This window comes from Psychrobacter sp. SWN149 (assembly GCF_015864565.1).
In the GTDB taxonomy this organism is placed as follows: Bacteria; Pseudomonadota; Gammaproteobacteria; order Pseudomonadales; family Moraxellaceae; genus Psychrobacter.
The window spans coordinates 14,987-36,637 of sequence record NZ_JADYWX010000003.1 but is presented as its reverse complement, the minus strand read 5'-3'; the positions used below and the strand labels follow the sequence as shown (position 1 = coordinate 36,637).

Annotated in this window: 20 protein-coding genes; 8 read left to right on the top strand and 12 right to left on the bottom strand. The window is 44.7% G+C overall.

All coding sequences use genetic code 11. The annotated features are described in order from the left end of the window. Window positions 1-68 precede the first annotated feature (68 nt). The 6 genes from I6E86_RS05625 to I6E86_RS05600 all read left to right on the top strand — a co-directional run bounded on the left by I6E86_RS05625 (window position 69) and on the right by I6E86_RS05600 (window position 6,118). Entirely contained in the window at window positions 69-1,202 is a 1,134-nt protein-coding gene (locus I6E86_RS05625) for a flavin monoamine oxidase family protein (protein WP_197176026.1), read from the top strand. 8 nt (window positions 1,203-1,210) lie between these two features. Then, a complete protein-coding gene (locus tag I6E86_RS05620) occupies window positions 1,211-2,146 on the top strand; it encodes a DMT family transporter (protein ID WP_197176022.1) in 936 nt (311 codons plus the stop codon). A gap of 209 nt (window positions 2,147-2,355) precedes the next feature. Beyond that, window positions 2,356-4,116 carry a TrkH family potassium uptake protein gene (locus I6E86_RS05615; RefSeq protein WP_197176020.1) on the top strand — a complete coding sequence of 587 codons (1,761 nt, stop codon included), beginning with the start codon at window positions 2,356-2,358 and terminating at the stop codon, window positions 4,114-4,116. Window positions 4,117-4,240: 124 nt separating this feature from the next. Beyond that, entirely contained in the window at window positions 4,241-4,942 is a 702-nt protein-coding gene (locus I6E86_RS05610) for a potassium channel family protein (RefSeq protein ID WP_197176018.1), read from the top strand. Window positions 4,943-4,985: 43 nt separating this feature from the next. Next, window positions 4,986-5,528, top strand: a complete 543-nt coding sequence (locus tag I6E86_RS05605; RefSeq protein WP_197176016.1) for a DUF3124 domain-containing protein — start codon at window positions 4,986-4,988, stop codon at window positions 5,526-5,528. Window positions 5,529-5,710: 182 nt separating this feature from the next. Beyond that, complete coding sequence (locus tag I6E86_RS05600) at window positions 5,711-6,118, top strand: PaaI family thioesterase (protein ID WP_197176014.1); 408 nt, start codon at window positions 5,711-5,713, stop codon at window positions 6,116-6,118. An 18-nt stretch (window positions 6,119-6,136) separates the two neighbouring features. Here I6E86_RS05600 and I6E86_RS05595 read toward each other — a convergent pair whose 3' ends face one another. From I6E86_RS05595 to I6E86_RS05550, 10 genes are all read right to left on the bottom strand, one after another. Next, window positions 6,137-6,751 carry a c-type cytochrome gene (locus tag I6E86_RS05595; RefSeq protein ID WP_197176012.1) on the bottom strand — a complete coding sequence of 205 codons (615 nt, stop codon included), beginning with the start codon at window positions 6,749-6,751 and terminating at the stop codon, window positions 6,137-6,139. Between the two features lie 173 nt (window positions 6,752-6,924). Next, entirely contained in the window at window positions 6,925-8,526 is a 1,602-nt protein-coding gene (locus I6E86_RS05590) for a flavin monoamine oxidase family protein (RefSeq protein WP_197176009.1), read from the bottom strand. Window positions 8,527-8,607: 81 nt separating this feature from the next. Then, on the bottom strand, window positions 8,608-10,011 hold the full coding sequence (locus I6E86_RS05585; protein ID WP_197176008.1) for a cytochrome c: 1,404 nt from the start codon (window positions 10,009-10,011) through the stop codon (window positions 8,608-8,610). 102 nt (window positions 10,012-10,113) lie between these two features. Beyond that, on the bottom strand, window positions 10,114-10,722 hold the full coding sequence (locus tag I6E86_RS05580; protein WP_197176006.1) for a YceI family protein: 609 nt from the start codon (window positions 10,720-10,722) through the stop codon (window positions 10,114-10,116). A 177-nt stretch (window positions 10,723-10,899) separates the two neighbouring features. Further along, a complete protein-coding gene (locus tag I6E86_RS05575) occupies window positions 10,900-11,694 on the bottom strand; it encodes a PAP2 family lipid A phosphatase (protein WP_197176004.1) in 795 nt (264 codons plus the stop codon). A gap of 170 nt (window positions 11,695-11,864) precedes the next feature. Continuing rightward, window positions 11,865-12,371, bottom strand: a complete 507-nt coding sequence (locus tag I6E86_RS05570) for a diacylglycerol kinase (protein ID WP_227680555.1) — start codon at window positions 12,369-12,371, stop codon at window positions 11,865-11,867. Window positions 12,372-12,581: 210 nt separating this feature from the next. Next, on the bottom strand, window positions 12,582-13,928 hold the full coding sequence (locus tag I6E86_RS05565) for a sensor histidine kinase (protein ID WP_197176002.1): 1,347 nt from the start codon (window positions 13,926-13,928) through the stop codon (window positions 12,582-12,584). 77 nt (window positions 13,929-14,005) lie between these two features. Further along, window positions 14,006-14,707, bottom strand: a complete 702-nt coding sequence (locus I6E86_RS05560) for a response regulator transcription factor (protein ID WP_197176000.1) — start codon at window positions 14,705-14,707, stop codon at window positions 14,006-14,008. A gap of 60 nt (window positions 14,708-14,767) precedes the next feature. Beyond that, window positions 14,768-16,480 carry a phosphoethanolamine transferase gene (locus I6E86_RS05555; protein ID WP_197175998.1) on the bottom strand — a complete coding sequence of 571 codons (1,713 nt, stop codon included), beginning with the start codon at window positions 16,478-16,480 and terminating at the stop codon, window positions 14,768-14,770. A gap of 180 nt (window positions 16,481-16,660) precedes the next feature. Then, window positions 16,661-17,350: a Crp/Fnr family transcriptional regulator gene (locus tag I6E86_RS05550; protein WP_197175996.1), complete on the bottom strand. Its 690-nt coding sequence runs from the start codon at window positions 17,348-17,350 to the stop codon at window positions 16,661-16,663. Window positions 17,351-17,435: 85 nt separating this feature from the next. On the opposite strand from I6E86_RS05550, the gene I6E86_RS05545 reads away from it, so the two are divergent. Both I6E86_RS05545 and I6E86_RS05540 read left to right on the top strand, forming a co-directional pair. Next, window positions 17,436-18,230, top strand: coding sequence for a class II aldolase/adducin family protein (locus I6E86_RS05545; RefSeq protein WP_227680554.1), 795 nt, complete (start codon window positions 17,436-17,438; stop codon window positions 18,228-18,230). A gap of 7 nt (window positions 18,231-18,237) precedes the next feature. Further along, window positions 18,238-19,116, top strand: a complete 879-nt coding sequence (locus tag I6E86_RS05540) for an alpha/beta fold hydrolase (RefSeq protein ID WP_197175994.1) — start codon at window positions 18,238-18,240, stop codon at window positions 19,114-19,116. Between the two features lie 504 nt (window positions 19,117-19,620). On the opposite strand, the gene I6E86_RS05535 is transcribed toward I6E86_RS05540, so the two are convergent. Together I6E86_RS05535 and I6E86_RS05530 are read right to left on the bottom strand one after the other, a co-directional pair. Continuing rightward, the gene (locus tag I6E86_RS05535) at window positions 19,621-20,577 is read right to left on the bottom strand and encodes an EamA family transporter (protein WP_197175992.1); all 957 of its coding nucleotides are present in this window, start codon (window positions 20,575-20,577) and stop codon (window positions 19,621-19,623) included. Window positions 20,578-20,766: 189 nt separating this feature from the next. Continuing rightward, window positions 20,767-21,540: a sulfite exporter TauE/SafE family protein gene (locus I6E86_RS05530; RefSeq protein ID WP_320158521.1), complete on the bottom strand. Its 774-nt coding sequence runs from the start codon at window positions 21,538-21,540 to the stop codon at window positions 20,767-20,769. Window positions 21,541-21,651: the final 111 nt, after the last annotated feature.

Genomic DNA, 21,651 nt, shown 5'->3' with positions numbered 1-21,651 from the left:
TTTTGCTCGAACAATTTTGATCGAGTAGTCCTGATTAAATGTACTTAATGAGATAGGACAAATTTGATATGCAAGAAGTACCTATTGCGATTATCGGCGGTGGTTTGAGTGGGCTATATGCTGCGTTTTTATTAGACCAAAAAGGCATCGACTATATACTGATAGAGGCTCGTGATAGATTGGGTGGGCGTATCACTGTTGCCAAATCATCAGTGGGTCAGAATGTTAGCGGTCAAAGTGTCGATCATGATAAATCAAACGATGGCTTTGATTTAGGGCCGTCGTGGTTTTGGCCAGAGTATCAGCCGCAGTTGAGCAGTCTTATCGAAGCATTAGGTTTACCACGTTTCGCTCAGTTCGAAGAGGGTGATATGATGGTTGAACGTGGTGCCAATGAGTTGCCTATTCGTGCGCAAGGTTATCAGAGTTCGCCACCATCTATGCGCCTCGTGGGTGGAATGACGGCGCTAACTGATGCTTTATACGCTCGCTTGGATGCCAAGCGTATCGTAACGGGACAGACAGTAAGGCGCTTAACCAAGGCTGGTCAGCATATTAAAATAGACAGCGAATATGGCTCTGAACATATCAACGCTGGTCAAATAATCACTTATCAAGCGCAGCATGTATTACTTGCGCTACCACCGCGGTTGGCGGTTAGTAATATCGTATTTGAACCTGCTTTACCGCAAGATTTAGCGATAGAGTGGCAAGAGACCGACACTTGGATGGCACCACATGCCAAGTATGTGGCAGTCTATGATTCGCCCTTTTGGCGAGATAATGGTCTCTCGGGTGCAGCACGAAGTGTGATAGGGCCGCTTACTGAGATTCATGATGCCTCGTCAGAAAAGGGCGAAGGCGCGGTGTTTGGTTTCTTTGGTGTTCCCGTTAATGTGCGTCAAAGCGTTTCAGAGATGGAGTTGAAATCACATTGCCGCGCGCAGATGGTACGCCTATTTGGTGTGCAAGCAGACAAACCAAAGGCTGAATATATCAAAGACTGGTCTCAAGATGTATTTACCGCGACAGCTGCCGATGCGAGTGGCTCAGGGCAGCATGCTGTAGCCCCGCCATCAAAACCAAAGACAGGCGAGTGGCAGGACTGTCTAACAGGTTGCGGTAGTGAGTGGTCAGTGCCGTTTTCTGGCTATGTCGCTGGGGCTATTGACGCGGCAAGCAAAGCGGTACAAAGCTTATAGGATCGTTGATGAGTGAGTCTGCGGAACAGCAAATATCTCGCAACCGAAACACATGGCTGATTCCTTTTGCTTGCTTGTTGACTGGTGGGGCACTCACTGGTATCTCGACCAATGTGGCAAAGTACGCTATCGATGTCGGTCTCACCCCATTAGGATTTTTGTTTTGGTCGATTACTGGTGCTGCTGTTATTTTATTACTAGTAGCGCTCATCAGAAAAGAACTCCCTCCTCTTAATGCTCGTAGCTTAGAGTATTATTTTGTTGCGGCGCTTGTCAGTGTCGCGGCCGCCAACTTATTATTATTCTCTGCCATTCCTCATGTGGGCGCAGGTTTTGTCGCCTTAATCCTTTCATTACCGCCACTGCTAACTTATCTTGGCGCGCTGATACTACGTATAGAGCAATTTTATATTGTTCGTGCGCTTGGGGTCATCGCAGCACTCATCGGGGCAGGAGCATTAGCCGTGCATAAATTCTCTGCGCCAGATTCTAGTGTATTTTGGATTTTAATCGCGCTTTGTGGTCCAGTGCTACTCGCTATGGGCAATATATATCGGACGTTACGCTGGCCTGATAATGCGTCTTCTGGCGCACTCGCTCCAGGTATGTTGATGGCGGCAGCGTTGCTGCTAGGGTTATTTAGTATGATGTCAGATTTCTCTATTGCTGTACCTTTAGAGAATTGGCTACCGCTAAGCATGATAGCTATACAAGCATGCGTATTTGCTGGACAGTTTTTACTGTTATTTTTATTGCAAAAGACAGGTGGGCCCGTGTTACTAAGTTTGTTAGGTGCGGTAGGGGCCATCGTGGGCGTACCCGTCGCTATTTTTTTGCAAGGGGAGAGTCCACCAGAGGGTTTATTTTTAGGTGCGACTTTAATTGCTATTGGCGTGTCGTTGGTGACATGGGGCGGTGTAAAAATGACAGCACTCAAAAAATAACCGTGCTAATAGAGCCGTTATTAGGTACCGTGCCATTGATATCTCTATATCCTTGCGAGTATCTTTTATCCTGTTTTGAGGGTTGGTGTCTAGATGATAAATACTTGCTAGGGCCTAATAATTGGTTACGATTAACTTAAATCACTTTTTGTGGATACGACAAAAAAGGAGTATAAGTATCGTGGTTATTGTTGTCATGGATTCAGGCTATGAATGCAGCCGCGCGTTATCGCTTACTGAACAATTTTACCATTCTCATTAGTGTCATTGGGGTAGCTATTGCTTTGTTGGATAGTGGTTTTACGCTACCGACATGGCTACAGCAAGTATTCCATATTTTTTATTTGGTGATTATTTTTATCGGTCTTGTGGTGACTGTTGGTCGCTACATATATACAAAAAAGCCGCTGACCTTTAATAAAGTGGCTGTCTTTGACGCGCTGACCAGCATTGCGATTGTCATTTTATTGACCGCGCATTTCACTGACTTAGTACGCTCAGGCTTGGATGCTGCCGTTGATGGTTTTGTCGCGATAAAGATCGCCGTATTTGTCACCTTTATTCGCGAACTCTCCGATCATAATTTCAACCTCAATCGTACCTTTCTACATCCTGCCCAATTCTTTATTCTAAGCTTTTTAGCCGTCGTGCTGGTTGGTGCCTTGCTATTGATGATGCCCAATGCGACGACGCAGCCGCTGTCTTTTGTTGATGCGCTTTTTACTGCGACCAGTGCGGTCTGTGTAACGGGACTAATCGTCGTAGATACGGCGACCTATTTTACGACTTTTGGGCAAGTCATCATTATGGGGCTGATACAAATCGGTGGCCTAGGTATTTTGACCTTTGTGACCTATTTCAGCTACTTTTTTAAGGGCGGTGTCAGTTACGAGACGCAAGCAAGTATCAGCGAGATGTCCTATATGCATGGTATGAGTGATGTGGTATTGACACTCAAATCCATCTTGTATGTTACCTTTGCGGTCGAGGCGGTGGCAGCAGCGCTGATCTATATCAGTATTTATGACATGCCCAATATGGATTGGTCTGAGCAACTCTTCTTTTCTGTTTTTCATGCGATTTCTGCTTTTTGTAATGCGGGGTTTTCTACATTTACGGCAGGCTTGTATGATGATTCCTTACGCTTTAATTATCCGCTTCAGTTGATTATCGCCATGACATTTATCTTTGGTGGCATGGGCTTTACCATCGTGGTCAATGTACTGCGGTATCTGCGCCACCGTGCTGAGCGGCTGATCTATCGCCATGACCAACGCTATATCTATCAACCTTGGTTACTCAATATTAATAGCCGTATTACTTTGATCACGACAGGGGCGTTGTTGCTGATTGGACTGATTGGTGTGATGATATTTGAATACAATCATGTGCTCGCTGACCATACCAGTTTTTTTGGTAAGCTAGTGACGGGCTTCTTTACTGCAGCGACGCCGCGTACAGCAGGATTTAATGTCGTTGACATGGGAGAGCTCACGTTTCCAACGATTATGCTGACGATATTTCTGATGTGGATTGGTGCATCGCCAAACTCGACAGGCGGTGGTATCAAGACCAGTACCTTTGCCATTGCGCTATTAAACACGTTGAGTCTGGCACGTGGGCAGACCAAGATAGAGGTGTTCAAACGGCAGATTGCTGAGATTTCCGTCCGCCGCGCGTTCTCTATTATGTGGTTGTCGTTACTCGTCATCGGTACGGGCGTGACACTTATTAGTTATGACCAGCCAGAGCTTGATTTGATTAAAGTAGTGTTTGAATGTTTTTCAGCCTACAGCACGGTGGGGTTGAGTGTGAACTTGACGGCGGACTTATCTGATTTTAGTAAAGTGGTGGTGTCGGTCATTATGTTTGTGGGTCGTGTCAGTATGCTCACGATATTTATTGCGCTGCTCAAAAACATGCGCCAACGCAACTATCGTTATCCCACTGAAGAGATTACCATTAACTGATTCGTCGCAAACAGTCTGTTACCCTCTTAAAGTGAGCAAAGACACACTGACAAACAAGCATTAATAAATAAGTGCTAATAAACAGACACTAGCAAAAAAATACTAAAAAAAGGTCATTAAGATTATGAGATATATCATCGTAGGATTGGGGAACTTTGGGGCATCGCTAGGATCGGCGTTGACCAGTCAAGGTCATGAAGTGATTGCGATTGACAGCAGTATGCAAAGGGTCGAAGCTTATAAAGAAGTCATCTCACACACCCTATGTATGGACGCGACAGACGAGTATACCGTCAGCGGCTTACCCATCATTGATACCGATATTGTTATCGTGGCCATTGGAGAAGACCAAGGCGCAAACGTCATGGCAACCGCGCTATTCAAGACCCTAAAAGCGAAACGTTTGATCAGCCGCAGTATCAATCCGCTGCATGAGAAAGTTCTGCAAGCCATCGGTGTTGATGACATTATTCATCCTGAAAAAGAAGCGGCCACTCGCTGGGCCAAACGCCTGTCGTTACGCTACTTTATTGATTCATTTGAGCTGAGTGATAACTTCAGTATAGTAGAGATTAAGATTCCAAACGTTTTGATTGGTAAGACCGTTGATGAGTTACAGTTAGAGCAAAAGTTCAATATCCGATTGCTTAGTACATTGCGCTATGAGTATTATGAAGACAGCTTTGGTCGCACACAGAGTAAGCCTAGTATTCAAGGTTTGGCAATGCCTGAGCAAGTATTGCGAGACAAAGATGTATTAGTTATTTATGGATATAACAAACACATCAACCAGTTCTTACGTAGTGTGGGTGTGAAAATCAAATAACGGTATGCAATAGCGCTAAGAAGATAACATACAGGGGAAGTTTATGAGTCAATACCGCATATCTGTTCTACTAATCGCTATGACAGTATTGTTATCAGGGTGCGATAAATCAGCACAAGACCCGAACGTGATGTTTTCAGAAAAGCACCAAGACCCGATAGCTGAGCTTGCGGTGACTGATAAACCAGATCATAGTAAACTGGGCTATCAACAGACTTTTTATGTGCCTATCTATTCCGATATTTATTCTGATAGTGAGAACCAAAAAGTATTGTTGTCTGCCACGCTTAGCATACGCAATACCACCCTAAAAAACCCCCTGTATATCAATAAAATTGACTACTACAATACCAATGGCGATTTTGTAAAATCATACATCGATAGCCCGATCAAGCTACCACCAATGGCGACGTTGAATTATATCATTGAAAAAGAAGACGATAGTGGCGGCTCTGGTGCCAATTTTATTATTGATGTCGAGGGTGTGGATGACACTGTCAAACCAGTGATTGAAGCCATTATGATTGGTAATTTTAGCAATAAAGGCTTTGCGTTTAGTACAGAAGGGACACCAGTAGCACCCTAACTAATATAGTCAATCCTCTGTCATAAAGTGAACACAGTATTAGGGCGTGTCATCAATTAGCACATTCATACATGTAATGGCCTTAAAATGGCTCAGTTTTGCTAAACATCGTCAGTAATTTTGTCAATCTGTTCATATCAATAGGTATTCATGGAAGCAAAATATTCATACAAGGAAGTGTTATGTCTGCAACCAAAGAAGAAATCAACGCCTTTATGGCACTCGAGTTCCCACAAACCAAATGCATCGTCGAGACTGTCAATGAAAAGGGCGCGACCTTATCACACGATATTGGCATAGATGAGCTGCGTCCCGGTGGCACCGTCTCAGGACCTGTCATGATGGCCGTTGCTGATGTCGCTATCTACGTCGCTATCCTCGGAAAAATCGGCATTGTTCCATTGACCGTCACCACGAGTCTGACCATCAATTTTTTGCGTAAGCCCTCAGCAGAAGCGCGTATTATCGCCAAATGCACCTTAATGAAAGTAGGGCGTACGCTGATAGTTGGGGAGGTCTCTCTCTATTCAGAAGGATGTGATGATATGGTGGCTCATGTGGTCGGCACGTATTCTGTCCCGCCTAAATAAATTTGAGTTGCAACTTGTTTATTCACTAGGATCAGATCCGGGTGGAAATTCATGACGCAGCTGTGCGACATTAGCAGCAGTCACTATATCCGTGAAGGTATTTAAATCGCTATGCACGTATTGCGTGACGGCTGCTATTTGCTCGTCGCTCATCATACGATGAAAAGAGGGCATACCGCGCAGGCCATTGATAACGACACTAATAATATAATACTTTGATTGCATCTTGCTGTTGTTAGCAAGCGGTGGATAGTAGCCTGCGCCTTGTGCACCTTCGCCTTTTTGCATATGACAACCTGCACAAGAATCGTCGTAGAGCTTCTTACCATTGGTAGTCAAGAACCCCGTCTTGCCTTGTATGCTTCCTTCAAACTTAGTAAGCCACTGCTGCATGCTAGCATCATCGAGCATTTTTGGTATTGAGTCTACATCGACGATGTTGCTGGTGGGTTTCGCCAATGCTTGTTTTGACATATAGACACCGCCCCATGCACCCTGATGGCGACTGGCCTGATTGTCGAATACCATTGGCGCTGTTCGTGGGCTGGCTATAGTGGCTGCGTTCCCCGCCTTATATTGACTGCAGCCTGACAACGTTGTTAACGCTATCGACCCACCAACAACGAGCGTCATTATCGCTTTGCCTGAACTGAGTGGGCTAAATGGTTTAATTGGGTTTGATGTCACGATGTTTACGGTTTTCCGCGATATGCCTAATGTCCTTACTCTCATTATTATCATCCTTGCTTGAACGGCAGAGTTATTATTCAAAGCTCATTACTCAAAGCTCATTATTCAAAAGCTGGCTATCCAAGTTTTTTGGCCTTTTGATGCAAACGTTTGGCAGCATCCATGCCAGATAGTATCGCGCCTTCTTGCCACGCAGGAATATGTGAGCAGTGCTCACCTGCTAACACAATCCGGTGGTCAATCTCGCAGAGTGTCTCGTAATACTGCTCACGACTGGACTCGCTCCAAATACCATAGCAGCCAAGCGACCAAGGGATACGGTGCCATGCGACTGAGGTGCCAGTGCGAAACTCTTTGGTATATTGCGGATGGATTCTTTTACCATATGCGAGAGCCGCGCTGATACGTTCTTTAGGTGTCAACGAGTTAAATTTATAGGAAGCTTCCCCAAACCCATACGCACCCAGTAGCACGCCTGTGCCTGTGGTAAACATGTCTTGTGACGGGTAGGAGATTTGCGAGATGGGCATGTCGGTATAGCTGATGCCGCCATAGATCCATTCGTCCTCTTCCCAAAATCGCCGATTGAATTCCAAGCCCACTTTATAAGAGCTCTCATAAGGGACGGCTGCCATCGCTTGTTTCATCGGAGCAGAAACGTTGATGTCGATTTGTGTCAATATCGACAGAGGAATCGTACAGATACACCAGTCCGCGCGCACGGTTTTGGCAGCACTATCAGGGCTACTGCTATCGACATAGCCAATGGTGACGCCCGTCTCGTCTTGATTGATTTTGGTGACTTTGGCATTGAATGTGATCATATCGCGGCACTCGCGTGTGAAAGCATCACCGATCTTTCCCATACCGCCAACCGGCTGAAACATTGCTGGTTGATGCACGTGCACGGTGTAGTTGGTATAGATGTCAGACCACATGCCAGAGTCTAATAACTTATCCATCGGTATGGGTGTTGATGGCTTGGCATCCGGCATCAGACCACCACCAGGGTATACGCTATAGCCGCGATGCTTACCAGTTTCAGGGCTTTTGACATAGCGATAGTTGGTATCTAGAACGCCCCAGCCTTTGAGGCCTTCGAGTAGTTTTTCTTTGTCTTCTTTGTTAACTGTATTGTCCAGACTGCCTTTGTTCACGGCTTTGGATAATAGCTCTGACACATAACCGCGAATATCGCTCTGTACTTCGCCTAGGCGCTGCGGCGCACCATCGAAGTGGTTGGTACGATGCAGATACGCGCGGTCATTGGTCTGGATAAAGGGCTGCAATGCCACCCCAAACTTTTTACAGTAGTGAAAAACCGCGTAATGATGCACGGGCAATCGCCACGGTCCGCCATTAAAGTAATTGCCTTTTTTAAAGTCACAAGTGACCGTCGCACCGCCAAGCTCTGTATATTTGTCACCACTATTGAGTGTCCAGCTACGTCCACCGCCACGGTTTTGATATTCGAGTACAGTCACTTTGTAGCCCGCTTTACGTAGCTCGTAAGCAGCAGTAAGACCGCTCAATCCTGCGCCCAAAATCACGATGCTGGCACCAGCTGGTGCGCCTTTGAGCATCATTTCTTGCTGAAAGCTCGACTCGGAGGCAAACCCCAACGTGGTCATCGCTTGATACATCGCGGTTGCGCCTGCCGTCTTGCCGATCATTGAGAGCAGTTGTCGCCGTGTGGGGGATTGAAGCAGGTCATTCATATGATTATCCTCATCGTGCTGGTCTTTGCAATATGATAAAAGGCAAAGATTAAGGCACATTTTTTATAATTAGTTTTATAGCTAGCTTTTTTCTTTTATCACGCGGGTCACATCCGCTGCGCTGACATTGCTGCTTGGCAGACCGCCAAACGTCACTCGTACATAGTTGGTGATGCTAGCAATCTGCGCGTGGCTTAAGTCTTTTGAGAAGCCGGGCATTTTTGGTGCTGTGTTAAATGCGCCTTTTGCGCCAAATGCAATCACGCCAATGAGCGCGTCAGGTTTTACGCGGCGAATGCTACTCAAACCCACAATAGAGGCATAGCGGGCATCTGGCTGAGCGTAACCATCGACGCCATGACAACTGGCACAATGAGCTAAATATAAAGATTTTGATGAATTACTATTTTCCATTCTGCTGTTTTGACTAATAGTGACATGAGACGTATTGGCTTTTGCCTTAGCTAAATAGTCTTTTTGCTCTAGCAAGTCGTAGGTAATGGAGTCGCTAACTGGCTGTGGTAGGCGAGCCACATTGACTGGTATTAGGTAATCATCCGTCTTGATGGCTGGGACCACTTTTAAATAAGATGCCATCGCACTCAGATCTTCATCAGTGAGATAGCGTGTGCTATGGGCCACGGCTTCTGCCATTGGTCCACCCGCATAAGCACGCTTATCAAGCATGCCTGTACGCAGGTAGGTTACAATATCCATCTCGCTCCAGAGACCGATACCCGTATCGTTGTCCGGTGTGATATTTGGTGCAAACCATTTGCCGAGAGGCGCACCTGATAAGTAGCGGTCTTTATCGAGGCCTTGGGTCAAGTTACGCGGAGTATGACAGGTGCCGCAGTGCTCTAGATTATTGACCAGATACTCACCGCGCTGCTGGGTTTGGGTCAGGCCTGAGCGGTTTTCGGTAGACGGCACATTGATGACATTCCATGCCAGCATGAGGCTCCTGATATTTAATGGGAAAGGCAGATGCGTGGTTTTTTCAGGTGGTTTGTCTACGATAGGTACTGTCTGAAAATAGGCGAATAAGGCACTGATGTCCTCATCTGTCATGCCATGATAAGACGGATAGGGCATGGCAGGATATATCTGATGATTTGGGGCACGGCCTTTGCGTAAGGCTTTTTTAAAATTTGCCTCGGTATAGCTGCCGATACCATAGCGCGTCGATGGGGTGATATTGGTCGAGTAAATATTGCCGATAGGTGTCTCAATCGGTACGCCGCCACTGTAGTCTTCGCGGTGACAAGCCATACAGTCAGCGCTGCGAGCCACGTACGCGCCGCGGTTGGCAAGCGCGCTATTGGCCGGACTGACATTGGGTAGGCTTATTCGACTGGGCAAAGTGTTTATTGGAAGACTGACCGTATCTGCCATTGCTATCGTAGAGGTTGCGCTAAGCCCCAATGTTAGTGTCATGGCCAAAGAAAACGACCATGCTGACATGCCTATAAAAAGTGGCTTCATAATATCCTTATGGTGCTGATTAATCATTACTATTCCCTTTTTGAGCACTCTACAAATCGCTACTGGCCTCTATCAGAAAACAGTGTTGCAATATTAAAATCGCTATTGTCTGGCGGCTTCAACTTTAATATTTAAGTTAAGGTTTTTGGTCAATCCAAACCAGACAAATTTGTTTATATTCCATTTGGTACGATCAATCGTCGCGGTGAAATTGCCACCGCAAATGTCTTTTTTGAGACTGGGATTTGTGCCACATTTGAACTTAGTGGCAGTTAGGCTAATAGGGTGGGTCTCACCATGCAATGTCAGCTGACCATCTACTCGCGTTACCTGTGGCTTTTTATCTTGATTAAAATACCATTTCGTCGACTTAAATCGCGCCGAGGGAAAATTTTTTGCATCAAAAAAATCAGGCCCCGTCAGGCTGTTATTAAAAGAGGAGTTGCCGGTATTGAGGGAGTCTATCGGTATGATTAGTGAGATGTCACCTGTCCTTAGGCTCGGGTCGTATTGTAATTGACCTTTGATATCATAAAAGCCACCAGTAGTAGAGGTTTTAAAGCGTTCAATCACAAATCTTATGTGGGTGCTGGTAGGATTGATGGCATAACTGGCGGCATGACCGTCACCTATAGTGCTGACAAGCAGTAATGGGATAATCGACAAGGAGTAGATATGCGGGAGTTTTTGTCCAATGCATGAGGGGTGCATAGCTACATTCCTTTGCGGGCTATCGATATATAGAATTTCATTAACGAGCACCATCCATAGTTCTGCTTAATAATAGGTGGTCATTGTTCATTATTTATACATTATTTTTCAAATACTTAGTAGTGCTATTTTGGTAAACCCATCGTCGTCGATTACGTTTATACCAACAAGTCCATTTTAAGTGTTGGATGTTTCAATGCTAGATAGGTTGCTGTTGGCATGTCTTTTATTGATGCTGGCGCTTTTGGCTTTTTTCATTATCGAGTCTTTAAAGAAAAAGGCAGCGAGCGCACACACTATTGTCAGTGATAGCAGCATCGAGACCAAAGTATGACTAAAGAAATGATCACCAAACAGCATTTTATATAGTCCCATCGTCCATCCTAAGACCGTGACTGCTGTCAATATCTGATAGCGGTATTTTTTTAGCGTCGGTAAAAAGGCCAAGCCATATAAAGAAAATCCTGCGCTGGCATGCGCCGCTGGAAAGCATCTGGCTGGCGTTGCTGCTACGATGTTTTGCCAAAGATTGAGGTAAGGCAAGTCACCATTGAACATAACCAAGTCATTTGGGCAGCTGACATGAGTGACCCCTTTGAGCGTGGCAATGGTGGTCGGGACAATCGCCAATATAATCAGTAGATAGCCAATCTCACGAACGGGTAAAGGAATCAAAAATCGATCAATGTTATTGTGCTGCTTTGAGGCAAGATCAGGCAAAGGTTGTCTATACTTAACGATTAGAACGACTATCAAATATACAGCCAGTAGGATCAGCAATGCTTTGGGCAAATCATAAAAAATAAAGGCATAAGGCTGCGCGCCTTTTTCTAATAGCCAGTGTCCATTGTTATAAAAAAGCGCGCTGATGCGTATATCTAACTGACTGTGCTCGAAAATCAATGTGGCGATGAGGGTCACGCACAGTAATTTTAGCCAGTCCCAAGTCGTTGAGTGTTTTTCTAAAGTCATTGAGCCACCTGATAACGTATATTAAGTGGTGATAAATACTAGCGTGACCATTGAGAGATGCCTTATCTAACATTGGCTTGGCACGTAGTAATACTTAGTTGTGATACTTATAGGTGCGTATGCACTGCGCGCCACTATAAAAAGGCAAGTAACTGTAAAAATATAGGCAATTATAAAAATACAGACAGCGCCATTAACCATAAGACGGTCAAGAGACCCAATGCCAAAAATTGCGCAGCAGAACCGACATCTTTAGCGATTTTTGCGAGAGGATGCTTGGCGGTTGAGGTATGGTCGACACAGGCTTCGATACCGGTGTTAAGCAGCTCGACAATCAAGGATAAAAAAGAAGCGACGACAAGCATCATCTTTATACCAAGCGCAAAAGGCATGACGATGACCGCCGCAAGCAGTGCCAGATTGAGCCAAACCACTTGCCTAAAAGCGGCCTCAAATTTATAGGCAGCTCTAAACCCGTCTAGAGAATAACTGGCAGCTTTTATAATGCGATAAAGACCGGTGTTACCTTTGGCATGACTGGCAAAACTATCAGGTGCTAGCCCATCATTGAGAGCTGTTTGTTCAATATGAACAGTTTCGATGCGACTGCGCTGTTCTGGGTTGTGATCAGCTGTCTCGTTTTTACTGATAAGCGTCATAGGAGTGATGTGATTCATATGCATTCTCAATGGTCTGTGAATATCAAGCCACATTGGTTTTAGGTGATTGAACAGACAGTCACACCAAATCAATATCGTTTGAGTATAAGACGCGCGAGATTAAGAAAGCGTTAAGAGATCAAAACCAAGTGAGATAAATGACGATAATAGCCACATAGAGAAAAACGTGGTAGCTATTTATAATAAAGGGCTACTTATAATAAAGGGCTACTTATAATAAATACTAAAGGTGCTGCCACCTGATGAGTTGGCTCGATGCGTTAGCTGCCAGCCCATATGGGACATGATGCGCTGTACGATACTGAGCCCTAGACCTGAGCCTTCAACTTTGTGATTGATATCCTGCTCTGGCGACAATGTTGTGCCTGTCCCCTCGTCTTGATAGTCATGCGTTAATCGCTCAAACCGCTCATATAATAAAGGCATCATTACCTCAGGTATGCCGAGTCCTGTATCCGTTACCGTGATTTTTTGGTCATCAATAGTCACGATTACCTCACCATCATCGGTGTACTGAAATGCATTTTTTATCAAATTGCCCAATGCCATTTTTAGGAGCTCAGGTCGCACATAAGCGCTATATTCTTGCTCAGCGATGACCTGACAAGTGACGGTCTTATAGCGCAGCAAATAATTCAGTCGCTGCACTTCGGCTACCGCAATGCTATTGATGGATGTTTGCGGTGCATCTAACTTTTCGGGCGCGCGTGATAGCAATAGCAAGGCGGTGATAATCTCAGAGGTTTCTTTGGCCGTATTACTGATACGATTGGTAAATTCGTTTAGATGGCTGTCTGCTGCTAACTGTGATGCTAGCACTTCGGAGGCACCCATAATGATGGTCAAAGGTGTACGCAATTCATGACTGACATCACCTGTGAACAGCTGCTCACGTTTGAGGTATTGCTCTAGTTTATGGTTTTTTTCATCGATGGCTCGTGCCAACACACCAACCTCAGAAGGCAAGTGCGTCAGCTCCGTTAAGTTTTTATGATCGGTCTCGACAGCTTGTTTTAAGTCGAGTAGCGGCTTAATGATTTGTTTGGCGGACAACTGAGAAAAGATCGCAGCAATCAATAAACTCAAAACCACAGCGACTCTGAGCGTATCGGCAAATATGTCTTCTAAATGCTCAAATATCGCCAAGACAGGATAGTTTTTCATCACTATCTCATTGTTTTCTAGGTAGGTCAAAATATACGCTTGATCGCCTTGCTGATACGCAAACAGGTGAAGGTTGGTACGAGTTTGACTCTCCCCTTTATGGATAGTGACGGCTGTCTCTTTTACGGTGTCAGTTGCGATCGCTTGTAGATTGGCGGGGGCAGCGTCGTAGCGGTAAATCTTGATGCCTGGATCGGCAGTATAAATAGGCTGATCGCCGTACTTTTCTTGACTGAGATCAAGCTGCTGCAACAGACGAGCCTTGACCAAATCCTGCTCTATTCGGCTTTCTGCGTACAAAAAAATGCTGACAAAAGCACCGCATAGTAACAAAGCAAAGATGAAGTAGGACAGTCGAAACTTATTGGCTATCGAGTCTATATTGAACATAGTATGGAGGTACTTAATAGAAGTAGGCGGTCGTTATGGTGAGTGATAGCAAGTCGTATGAGGTGCTATCCTTTCAGTCATACTATAGCGCTTTCTGATTTATTTGGATCTATCACTTGGTAACCAACACCTGGCACAGTGATTATCATGGGCGTATCGAATGGTTTGTCGACCTGTGCTCTCACGCTATGCATATGGGTGCGTAGCGCATCACTACTAGGGATATCCTGTCCCCATACTTTTTCTTCGATTTCCGTCTTACTCACGACGCGAGGTGCTGCATTCATTAGAATATGTAGTATTTTAAACCCAGTTGGTGTGAGTTTGAGGGCGTTGCCTTCGCGCATAATGGTATGCTCACTATTGTTCAGCGATAGCGCACCCACAGCAATACTGTGTATAAAGTGCTCGTCATCGGTGCGACGTATGAGTGCTTTAATACGGCACTCCAGCTCAACCAATGAAAAGGGTTTGACCAGATAGTCATCAGCGCCACTATCAAACCCTGCTACTTTATCCGAAATCGTATCGCGCGCCGTGAGCATCAGTACAGGGGTTTTATCATGCAACTCCTCTCTGAGTTTTTTGCATAGCTTAGTGCCATCCATGCCGGGTAGCATCACATCCAGCAATATCACGTCATAACGATTGTTTGCCGCCAGTGTGAGTCCGCTATAGCCATTGTGCGCGTTGTCCAACTCAAAACCCTTGGGCTCAAAAAAAGCATAAATATTGGCCACGATATCGGGGTTGTCTTCAATGACGAGTATCTTATACATGAGAGTGACTACCTAAAAGATGGCTATTACCTAAAACGATAAAGCAATATAAAAACGGATCTAGTTATTCATTTTAAAAAAGGTCGGTGCTGCTTTAACTTCATCGGTTGTGATACCAAAAAATGTCAGCAATGTCGGTGTGATAAAGTCATGCGACACGGGTGCATTTACCATGCTAGAGAGGCTATCTGCATCGATATGATTGCTATTGGGTGACCAAATGACCGCAGGCACATGTTTTTGGGTATCTGGAGCAAACTTATAGGGTAGGCCATGCAAGTAAATATTGTTTTCACCCAAGCTCTCTCCATGATCACTAATATATACCATCACCACATCATAATCTTGCTCATAAGGTTTTAAAGTATCAATCACGTTATTTAAAAAATAATCGGTATAGCGAATGGCATTATCGTAGCCATTTATCACAGACTGCGCATCACATTTAGAGAGCTCATTGGTCATACAGACCGGTGTATATTCTTCAAATGCTTTAGGGTAGCGCTGATAATAGGCGGGCCCATGATTGCCCATCTGATGCAATAAGATAAGCGTGTCTTTGGGTGTCTCTTTCTGTGAGCTGCCTAATGTCACAAGCTTGTCAAAACCATCGAGCATACCGATATCTCGGCACTCGACATCACAGTCAGGGTTGGTTTCTGATGATTTATAATCCTCAAAAGTGACACGGTCGGCCACGCCTTTAGAGCTGGAGTTGTTGTCTCGCCAAACGACATTGACCCCTTGTTTATGTAGGGTGTCGAGTACGTTTTCATTGTATTCGGCGGTATCGATATCATAACTTTCTCGATTTGCATAACTGAACATACAGGGCACAGAGTAGGCGGTAGATGTGCCGCAAGAGACCGCATCCTTAAGGCTATAAAGGTCTGATTGCTTTGCGAGCAGCGGTGTGGTGTTACGTGCATAGCCATTTAAACCAAAGTGATCTGCTCGAGCCGTTTCACCAACCACAAATACCATAAGTTTGGGTTTGACGCTGTTATTGATACTGTTCGCAGGGGCGACTCGCTTTGCATCTGTCGCATGCAGCGTAAAGGTATCAGGACGACGCAGCTCATCGACATAATTTTGACCAAGTTTGATCATAGAATAAATAGGCGTGATTGGGTTAGCATAAGAACGGACTTCTTTATGCTGACGAAAGAAGCTGGCGTACTGATCACCAAACGGTAAGAGACAAGCCGCGATCAGTGCGATAGACAGTATCAACGTGGCTGTTTTTTGTAGGATACTGCGTTGCCAAGTAAAGCGCTTTAGATGAATTTTGCTAATAATAAATGCCGGTAACACGCCCAATATCAGCAGTCGAATCAGCATACTGGGTGCGAATAATCCCATGGCCTCTGCTTGATCGGTCTCCATACTATTGATCAGCATGTTAGTGTCAAATATCGTCCCATAAGCATCGGTAAAATAACTGCAGATGGCGGCAGTGACCAGCAGCACAATTAAGACTGGCTTGACAATCGGGCGATAGCAAAGCAGCTGCAATACCAGCCACATCAGTCCAAATAATAAGCCTGTAATCGACAGTATAAAGCCGATATTTTGTCCAAATGGATAGACAGTGAGTACCTGCTCAAAAAAACCAATATTGGCAGTCGCCACCAAATATAAGGCAACGATGATCAGCAGATAACTGAGGTTTACCTCACGATTATAGAGCTTACTCAGATAGCTGTTTTTTTTATTGGTATTTGGTGCTCTGATTTTTAGCACATTGGTCTTGATGACTTGAGATATTGACATACACATACTTCTCAACAGAATGGTAGGAGGGGCCATTCCTTACCATAACAAGGGGGCTGTTAAGAAGATGTTAAGGTTGCTGTGCTGATGTTGATAACAGTGCTAATGTGCGAAGTGTTGGGTGTGTTTCTTAGCTATTTTTTGCTGTGCGAGCAATGACAAATTTTATCGCTATTTTTATTATGCAGGATTCATCATCGCCATTAATTGAGACTTGTCTTTTATCGTAATAAAACCATAGTGCATGTCGATGAGTGATTGCTGTTGCCACGATTTAATAATTTTATTGATGGTTTGTCTGGTCGTGCCAAGCATAAACCCAAGCTCTTCTTGCGATAAACGCAGATCTATTTTGATGTCATCGCCTATCTGTTTGCCATAAGCCTCGATAAGACCAATGACCATACCGGCCAATCGTGCTGAGGTATTTAGTGAGGTCGCATCATCGATCCATTCAAATGCCCTGCGAATGCGTGCACAGGTGATGAGTGCAAGGTGCTTATATAAAATCGGATGTAGCTGTGCGGTTTGAATAACCACATGCCTAGGGATAGAAATCAGAGTGACTTCGTTGATGGTCCACGCATCATGAGTACGCGGATTGTCATCGATAATAGATATCTCGCCAAACCATTCGCCATCAGATAAGTGCGTCAATGTCATGGCGTGTCCGCTCGCGCTGACATTACATACTCTAATCGTACCTGCCAAAATAAAGTGCAGCGCTGCATCTTTACTATCGCCAATCGCATGAATCATTTGACCTTTTTGGTATGTTTTCAGCATCGCAGCATGTGCCAGTAGCAGCTGTATACCGGCTGGTAACTGAGTAAACCATGGGTCTGCATGTAAATGATGACTGATATTCATAAGTGTAAGGTTCTTGACAGATTTGGGTATAAAAAATGGTGTAGAGTATTCATTCAGGATATCTAAAAACGTAAAGGATGACACTATGCAAACAGCTATGCAACACACCACAATACAAACAGATTCAACATCGAGTGTACACCATAATATGAGCGAACAAGAGTGGCAAATGCGTGTAGATCTTGCTGCCTGCTATCGCATCATTGCCTCCTATGGTTGGGATGACTTGGTATTCACGCACATCTCTGCCCGTGTACCTGGCACTGAAGATGAATTTTTAATCAATCCTTATGGCATGCTGTTTGAGGAGATTACTGCCTCTAGTCTGGTCAAAGTCAATAAAGCGGGCGAAAAAGTAGCACCATCAGAATACAACGTCAATCCAGCTGGATTCATCATTCATAGTGCTGTGCACGAAGCCCGCCATGACGCCCATTGCGTCATCCATTTGCACACAAACGATGGTGTCGCGGTTGCAACCCAAGAGCAAGGCCTACTGCCTATCTCGCAGCAGTCATTATTTCCGCTCTCCAATTTGGCTTATCACAACTATGAAGGTGTCGCCTTGAACCCAGAAGAAAAAGTTCGTTTGGTTGATGATTTGGGTGATGCACACTTTATGATTCTGCGTAACCATGGCCTGCTTACTTGTGCGGATACGGTGGCAAATGCGTTCTTATATATGTACCTCATGCAAAGAGCCTGTGAGATTCAAATCAAGGCGCAAAGCGGTGGCAGTGCACTGACACCAATACCGGCACAAATACTGGCAGGTATCAAAGCGGCCTCAGAGCAAGTGACCAGAGGCGCCAACGGCGATATCGCATGGCCTGCATTACTCAGAAAATTGCGTCGCACTGACCCATCATTTGAGGGGTAAGTCCACAATGATTACCTTGAATGAATGGGAGCAGCAGGGGCAATACGAATCAATTCATGGCCATCAAATATTTACGCGTCGTGGTGGAGATCCAAGCGCACCCGTGTTGCTATTGATTCATGGTTATCCCAGTGCCAGTTGGGACTGGGAGGGCATGTGGCAGGGGCTTACTGAGCGCTATTATGTGGTCACGCTCGATATGCTAGGGTTTGGGTTTTCAGACAAACCCGAAGAGGCGTGTTACTTAATCCGCGAGCAGGCCGATATTTATGAGGCGCTGTTGCATCAGTTGGATGTTCATGAATATCACATACTAGCGCATGATTATGGCGATACCGTGGCGCAAGAGCTATTGGCAAGGCAGGTGGACGGTAATAATTATATGAATATTGCCAGCATGTGTTTCTTAAATGGCGGTTTATTTCCTGAAACCCACAGACCTATATTGATACAAAAACTGTTACTGTCACCGCTTGGGCCACTGGTATCAAAACTCATCAATAAGCAAAAGTTTACGGGCAGTCTACAACGCATATTTGGCCCTAATACTCAGCCAACTCCTGAAGTGATCGATGCGTTATGGCAGTTGCTGACACATAATAATGGGCTGGCTGTGATGCATCGGCTGATCAATTATATCCCCCAACGTCAGCAATACCGTGAGCGTTGGGTAGGGGCTATCATCGATAGTACGATACCCGTCAAGCTAATCGCTGGCGCAAAAGATCCAATCTCAGGTCAGCATATGATGGATCATTATCGTAAGCTGATACCCAACGCTAATGTCACTGAAATGCCAATGTTGGGACACTATCCGCAAATAGAAGATGCGGATGCGATGACTGCTGCATACTTGCAGTTTAGAGACACAATCAGTCCGCTATAGATTGAATACGGTGTCAGCCTCGCTTAGTTGGCTATTTGTCGTACTTTAACTCGGTTTCCTTGTATCGACATTATATGGAACCGACTGTAGCAGCAGCTATAGTCAGCGAACTACTAAACCGCTACGGTGTTACCCTCCCTAGAGGTACTATATGTACAATCTGTGGTCGGCTGCCTTGTAGCTGTTTTAGACTTCTTTGACTATAAACTATCAAATATTTTAATAAAAAAGCAGGGTATCTATGTATATCATGCTTTTTTATTGGGTAACTGCTTAGTAAAACATTTAACTTTTTAGATGCATATTCTCCGATTCGTACTTACTGATATTGATCAGAAAAGCGCATGACCTTTAAGCGGATTGGCCTTGATTATTTACTAAAAGATATTTATCCAAGTTTCGGACTGGAGTATTTTTAGTTCGACTACTTCACAGAGCTATTAGAGTTATTAAAATGGTCAGAGCGCTTAAACCTCATTTTATTTAGGATAAAGTTAGCTGATGTCATACGGCCAAAGGCTTTTTCCTCAGCTTGATTTTTATGTTTGCCAGTAGCAATCCTGACAGTATCAACATCATCGCTAGCATCTTCCACCATGTCACCACTTCTCCTGTGAGAAGCACCGATGTTGTCATACCAAATACTGGCACTAGCAGTGCAAACGGCATAATTTTGGAAGCCGTGTTTTGACTCAATAGATGTGCCCACAGTCCAAAGCCAACCAGCGTTGAGATGTATACGATAAACCCAAGCGATAGCCAAGACTTGAGAGAGGCTTGTGTGAACGTCGCCATCTGCCATGCATCAGCCTCAAATATGAGAGACGATAACGTCAAAATCACACAGGCAATGAGGCCACCCCAGACGACCAGTGTCAGAGCAGATAATGCAGAGGCCTTATTGCTCCCCGTAGTCAGCGAGACAGTAGAGACATCTGCGCCTTTCAGCGTTACCTTCTCGGCGGCTTGCGTGGATGCCTGCTTTGATGCGATGTTGCCAAAACTCCAACCGATGGCCGCAATCAAAATACAGACAAACCCAGATAATGGCATATCACCGCCTAGATTCAGTGCTATCACGCCAAGCCCTAGTACACCGATCAGCATACCGATGAGTTGCATGCGACTCACAGATTCACCCAACATCACAAATGCCAGTAATACCGTGATGAAAATCTGAATTTGTAGCAATAGTGCCGTTAATCCTGCCGATGCACCCAAATGCATGGCCGTGAATACAAAAGAATATTGCATGACAAAGGTGCCAATGGCATAGATAAATAACGTACGATTAAACTTGGGCGGTTTAAGCAAAAAAACCAGTGGCACTGCCGTAAAGAAAAAACGTAGTGCGGTGAGCATCAGTGGTGGAAAGCTCTCTAACCCCCATGCAATAAACGTAAAATTCACGCCCCAAATAAAGGTGACCAGTACAGCCAATACCGTGTATAAAGGAGTCATATAGTTGGCCTGAGAAGTGATGACTTTTGATGAACATTCTCACTTGTTTGAGAGGATGTGAGCACTGTATAGAATGATGCGATAGTATAAGTTTTATCCCTAATACAACATACATTTGTAGGTTAAAAATTTAGCCACACTAAGAGTACCAAATGTACGAATGAATGAGACGCCCGAATTACAGGTTGGTTAGAACAGGATATGTAGGTTTCTGATTATCATGATAAGACCACTGATGACCATGAGTATGAGCAGCATTATTCTAAACTGACTGATACTGATGCCTGCCAAAAAGCGTTTGCCAATGATATTACCAATCACGGCGCCCAGTCCCAATACAAGACCATACACCCATATCTTGACGGTGAGTATTCCAAAAAAGGTGTAGCTGACGATTTGTACAATACCTACAAAAAAAGAATTGGCCGTTTTGGTCGCAATAAGGTTCTCTTTTTCTAGTCCAGCATTCATATAAAAAGGGTTAAGAATAGGGCCGAGGCCACCCACTAACGTGCTCATAAAAGCAATGGCAAAGCCCACAGGTATAAAGCCTGCTTTTGGCATATCAAACGTTTTACTTACTTTACCAAACTTGTATTGGAAAATAGTAGAGACTAAAAACGCACCAACCAATAACTGAATCCAGTCTGCATCCAAACGACTGAATACCAATGCGGCGAGCCACGCCCCTATGATCGCGCTTGGTACATAGTATTTGGTCAATGACCAATCAATATCATGCCAAAATAGATAGAGCCGTGAGGCATTACTCATAAAGGTAGCCACGTTGATCACAGGTGGTGCAATCGCTGTCCCTATCATCGAAGAGGTGACGGGTATCAGTAGCATCGCACCGCCGCCGCCAGAGATGGTAGAGACAATAAAAGCGACCATGCCAGCGAAAAACAAGCCTGCTAAATGCCAATTCGGTATGGTTTGCAATAACTCTAAAACGAGGGACACTATAAAATCCTATTTTATGAGTGATATTAAGTAGGGAGGCTTCACACATTTTGGATGACTAATAAAAGCTTTACTAACGTAACGTTTCTCTTTATTGGTTGGAAATAGAAG

Excerpts from the sequence above, each read along its gene's own strand:
- I6E86_RS05590 (WP_197176009.1), bottom strand. The coding sequence starts at position 8,526 with ATGAATGACCTGCTTCAATCCCCCACACGGCGACAACTGCTCTCAATG.
- I6E86_RS05575 (WP_197176004.1), bottom strand. The coding sequence starts at position 11,694 with ATGACTTTAGAAAAACACTCAACGACTTGGGACTGGCTAAAATTACTG.
- I6E86_RS05580 (WP_197176006.1), bottom strand. The coding sequence starts at position 10,722 with ATGCACCCCTCATGCATTGGACAAAAACTCCCGCATATCTACTCCTTG.
- I6E86_RS05625 (WP_197176026.1), top strand. The coding sequence starts at position 69 with ATGCAAGAAGTACCTATTGCGATTATCGGCGGTGGTTTGAGTGGGCTA.
- I6E86_RS05615 (WP_197176020.1), top strand. The coding sequence starts at position 2,356 with ATGAATGCAGCCGCGCGTTATCGCTTACTGAACAATTTTACCATTCTC.
- I6E86_RS05610 (WP_197176018.1), top strand. The coding sequence starts at position 4,241 with ATGAGATATATCATCGTAGGATTGGGGAACTTTGGGGCATCGCTAGGA.
- I6E86_RS05540 (WP_197175994.1), top strand. The coding sequence starts at position 18,238 with ATGATTACCTTGAATGAATGGGAGCAGCAGGGGCAATACGAATCAATT.
- I6E86_RS05620 (WP_197176022.1), top strand. The coding sequence starts at position 1,211 with ATGAGTGAGTCTGCGGAACAGCAAATATCTCGCAACCGAAACACATGG.
- I6E86_RS05605 (WP_197176016.1), top strand. The coding sequence starts at position 4,986 with ATGAGTCAATACCGCATATCTGTTCTACTAATCGCTATGACAGTATTG.
- I6E86_RS05545 (WP_227680554.1), top strand. The coding sequence starts at position 17,436 with ATGCAAACAGCTATGCAACACACCACAATACAAACAGATTCAACATCG.
- I6E86_RS05550 (WP_197175996.1), bottom strand. The coding sequence starts at position 17,350 with ATGAATATCAGTCATCATTTACATGCAGACCCATGGTTTACTCAGTTA.
- I6E86_RS05585 (WP_197176008.1), bottom strand. The coding sequence starts at position 10,011 with ATGAAGCCACTTTTTATAGGCATGTCAGCATGGTCGTTTTCTTTGGCC.
- I6E86_RS05560 (WP_197176000.1), bottom strand. The coding sequence starts at position 14,707 with ATGTATAAGATACTCGTCATTGAAGACAACCCCGATATCGTGGCCAAT.
- I6E86_RS05565 (WP_197176002.1), bottom strand. The coding sequence starts at position 13,928 with ATGTTCAATATAGACTCGATAGCCAATAAGTTTCGACTGTCCTACTTC.
- I6E86_RS05595 (WP_197176012.1), bottom strand. The coding sequence starts at position 6,751 with ATGACGCTCGTTGTTGGTGGGTCGATAGCGTTAACAACGTTGTCAGGC.
- I6E86_RS05535 (WP_197175992.1), bottom strand. The coding sequence starts at position 20,577 with ATGACTCCTTTATACACGGTATTGGCTGTACTGGTCACCTTTATTTGG.
- I6E86_RS05555 (WP_197175998.1), bottom strand. The coding sequence starts at position 16,480 with ATGTCAATATCTCAAGTCATCAAGACCAATGTGCTAAAAATCAGAGCA.
- I6E86_RS05570 (WP_227680555.1), bottom strand. The coding sequence starts at position 12,371 with ATGAATCACATCACTCCTATGACGCTTATCAGTAAAAACGAGACAGCT.
- I6E86_RS05600 (WP_197176014.1), top strand. The coding sequence starts at position 5,711 with ATGTCTGCAACCAAAGAAGAAATCAACGCCTTTATGGCACTCGAGTTC.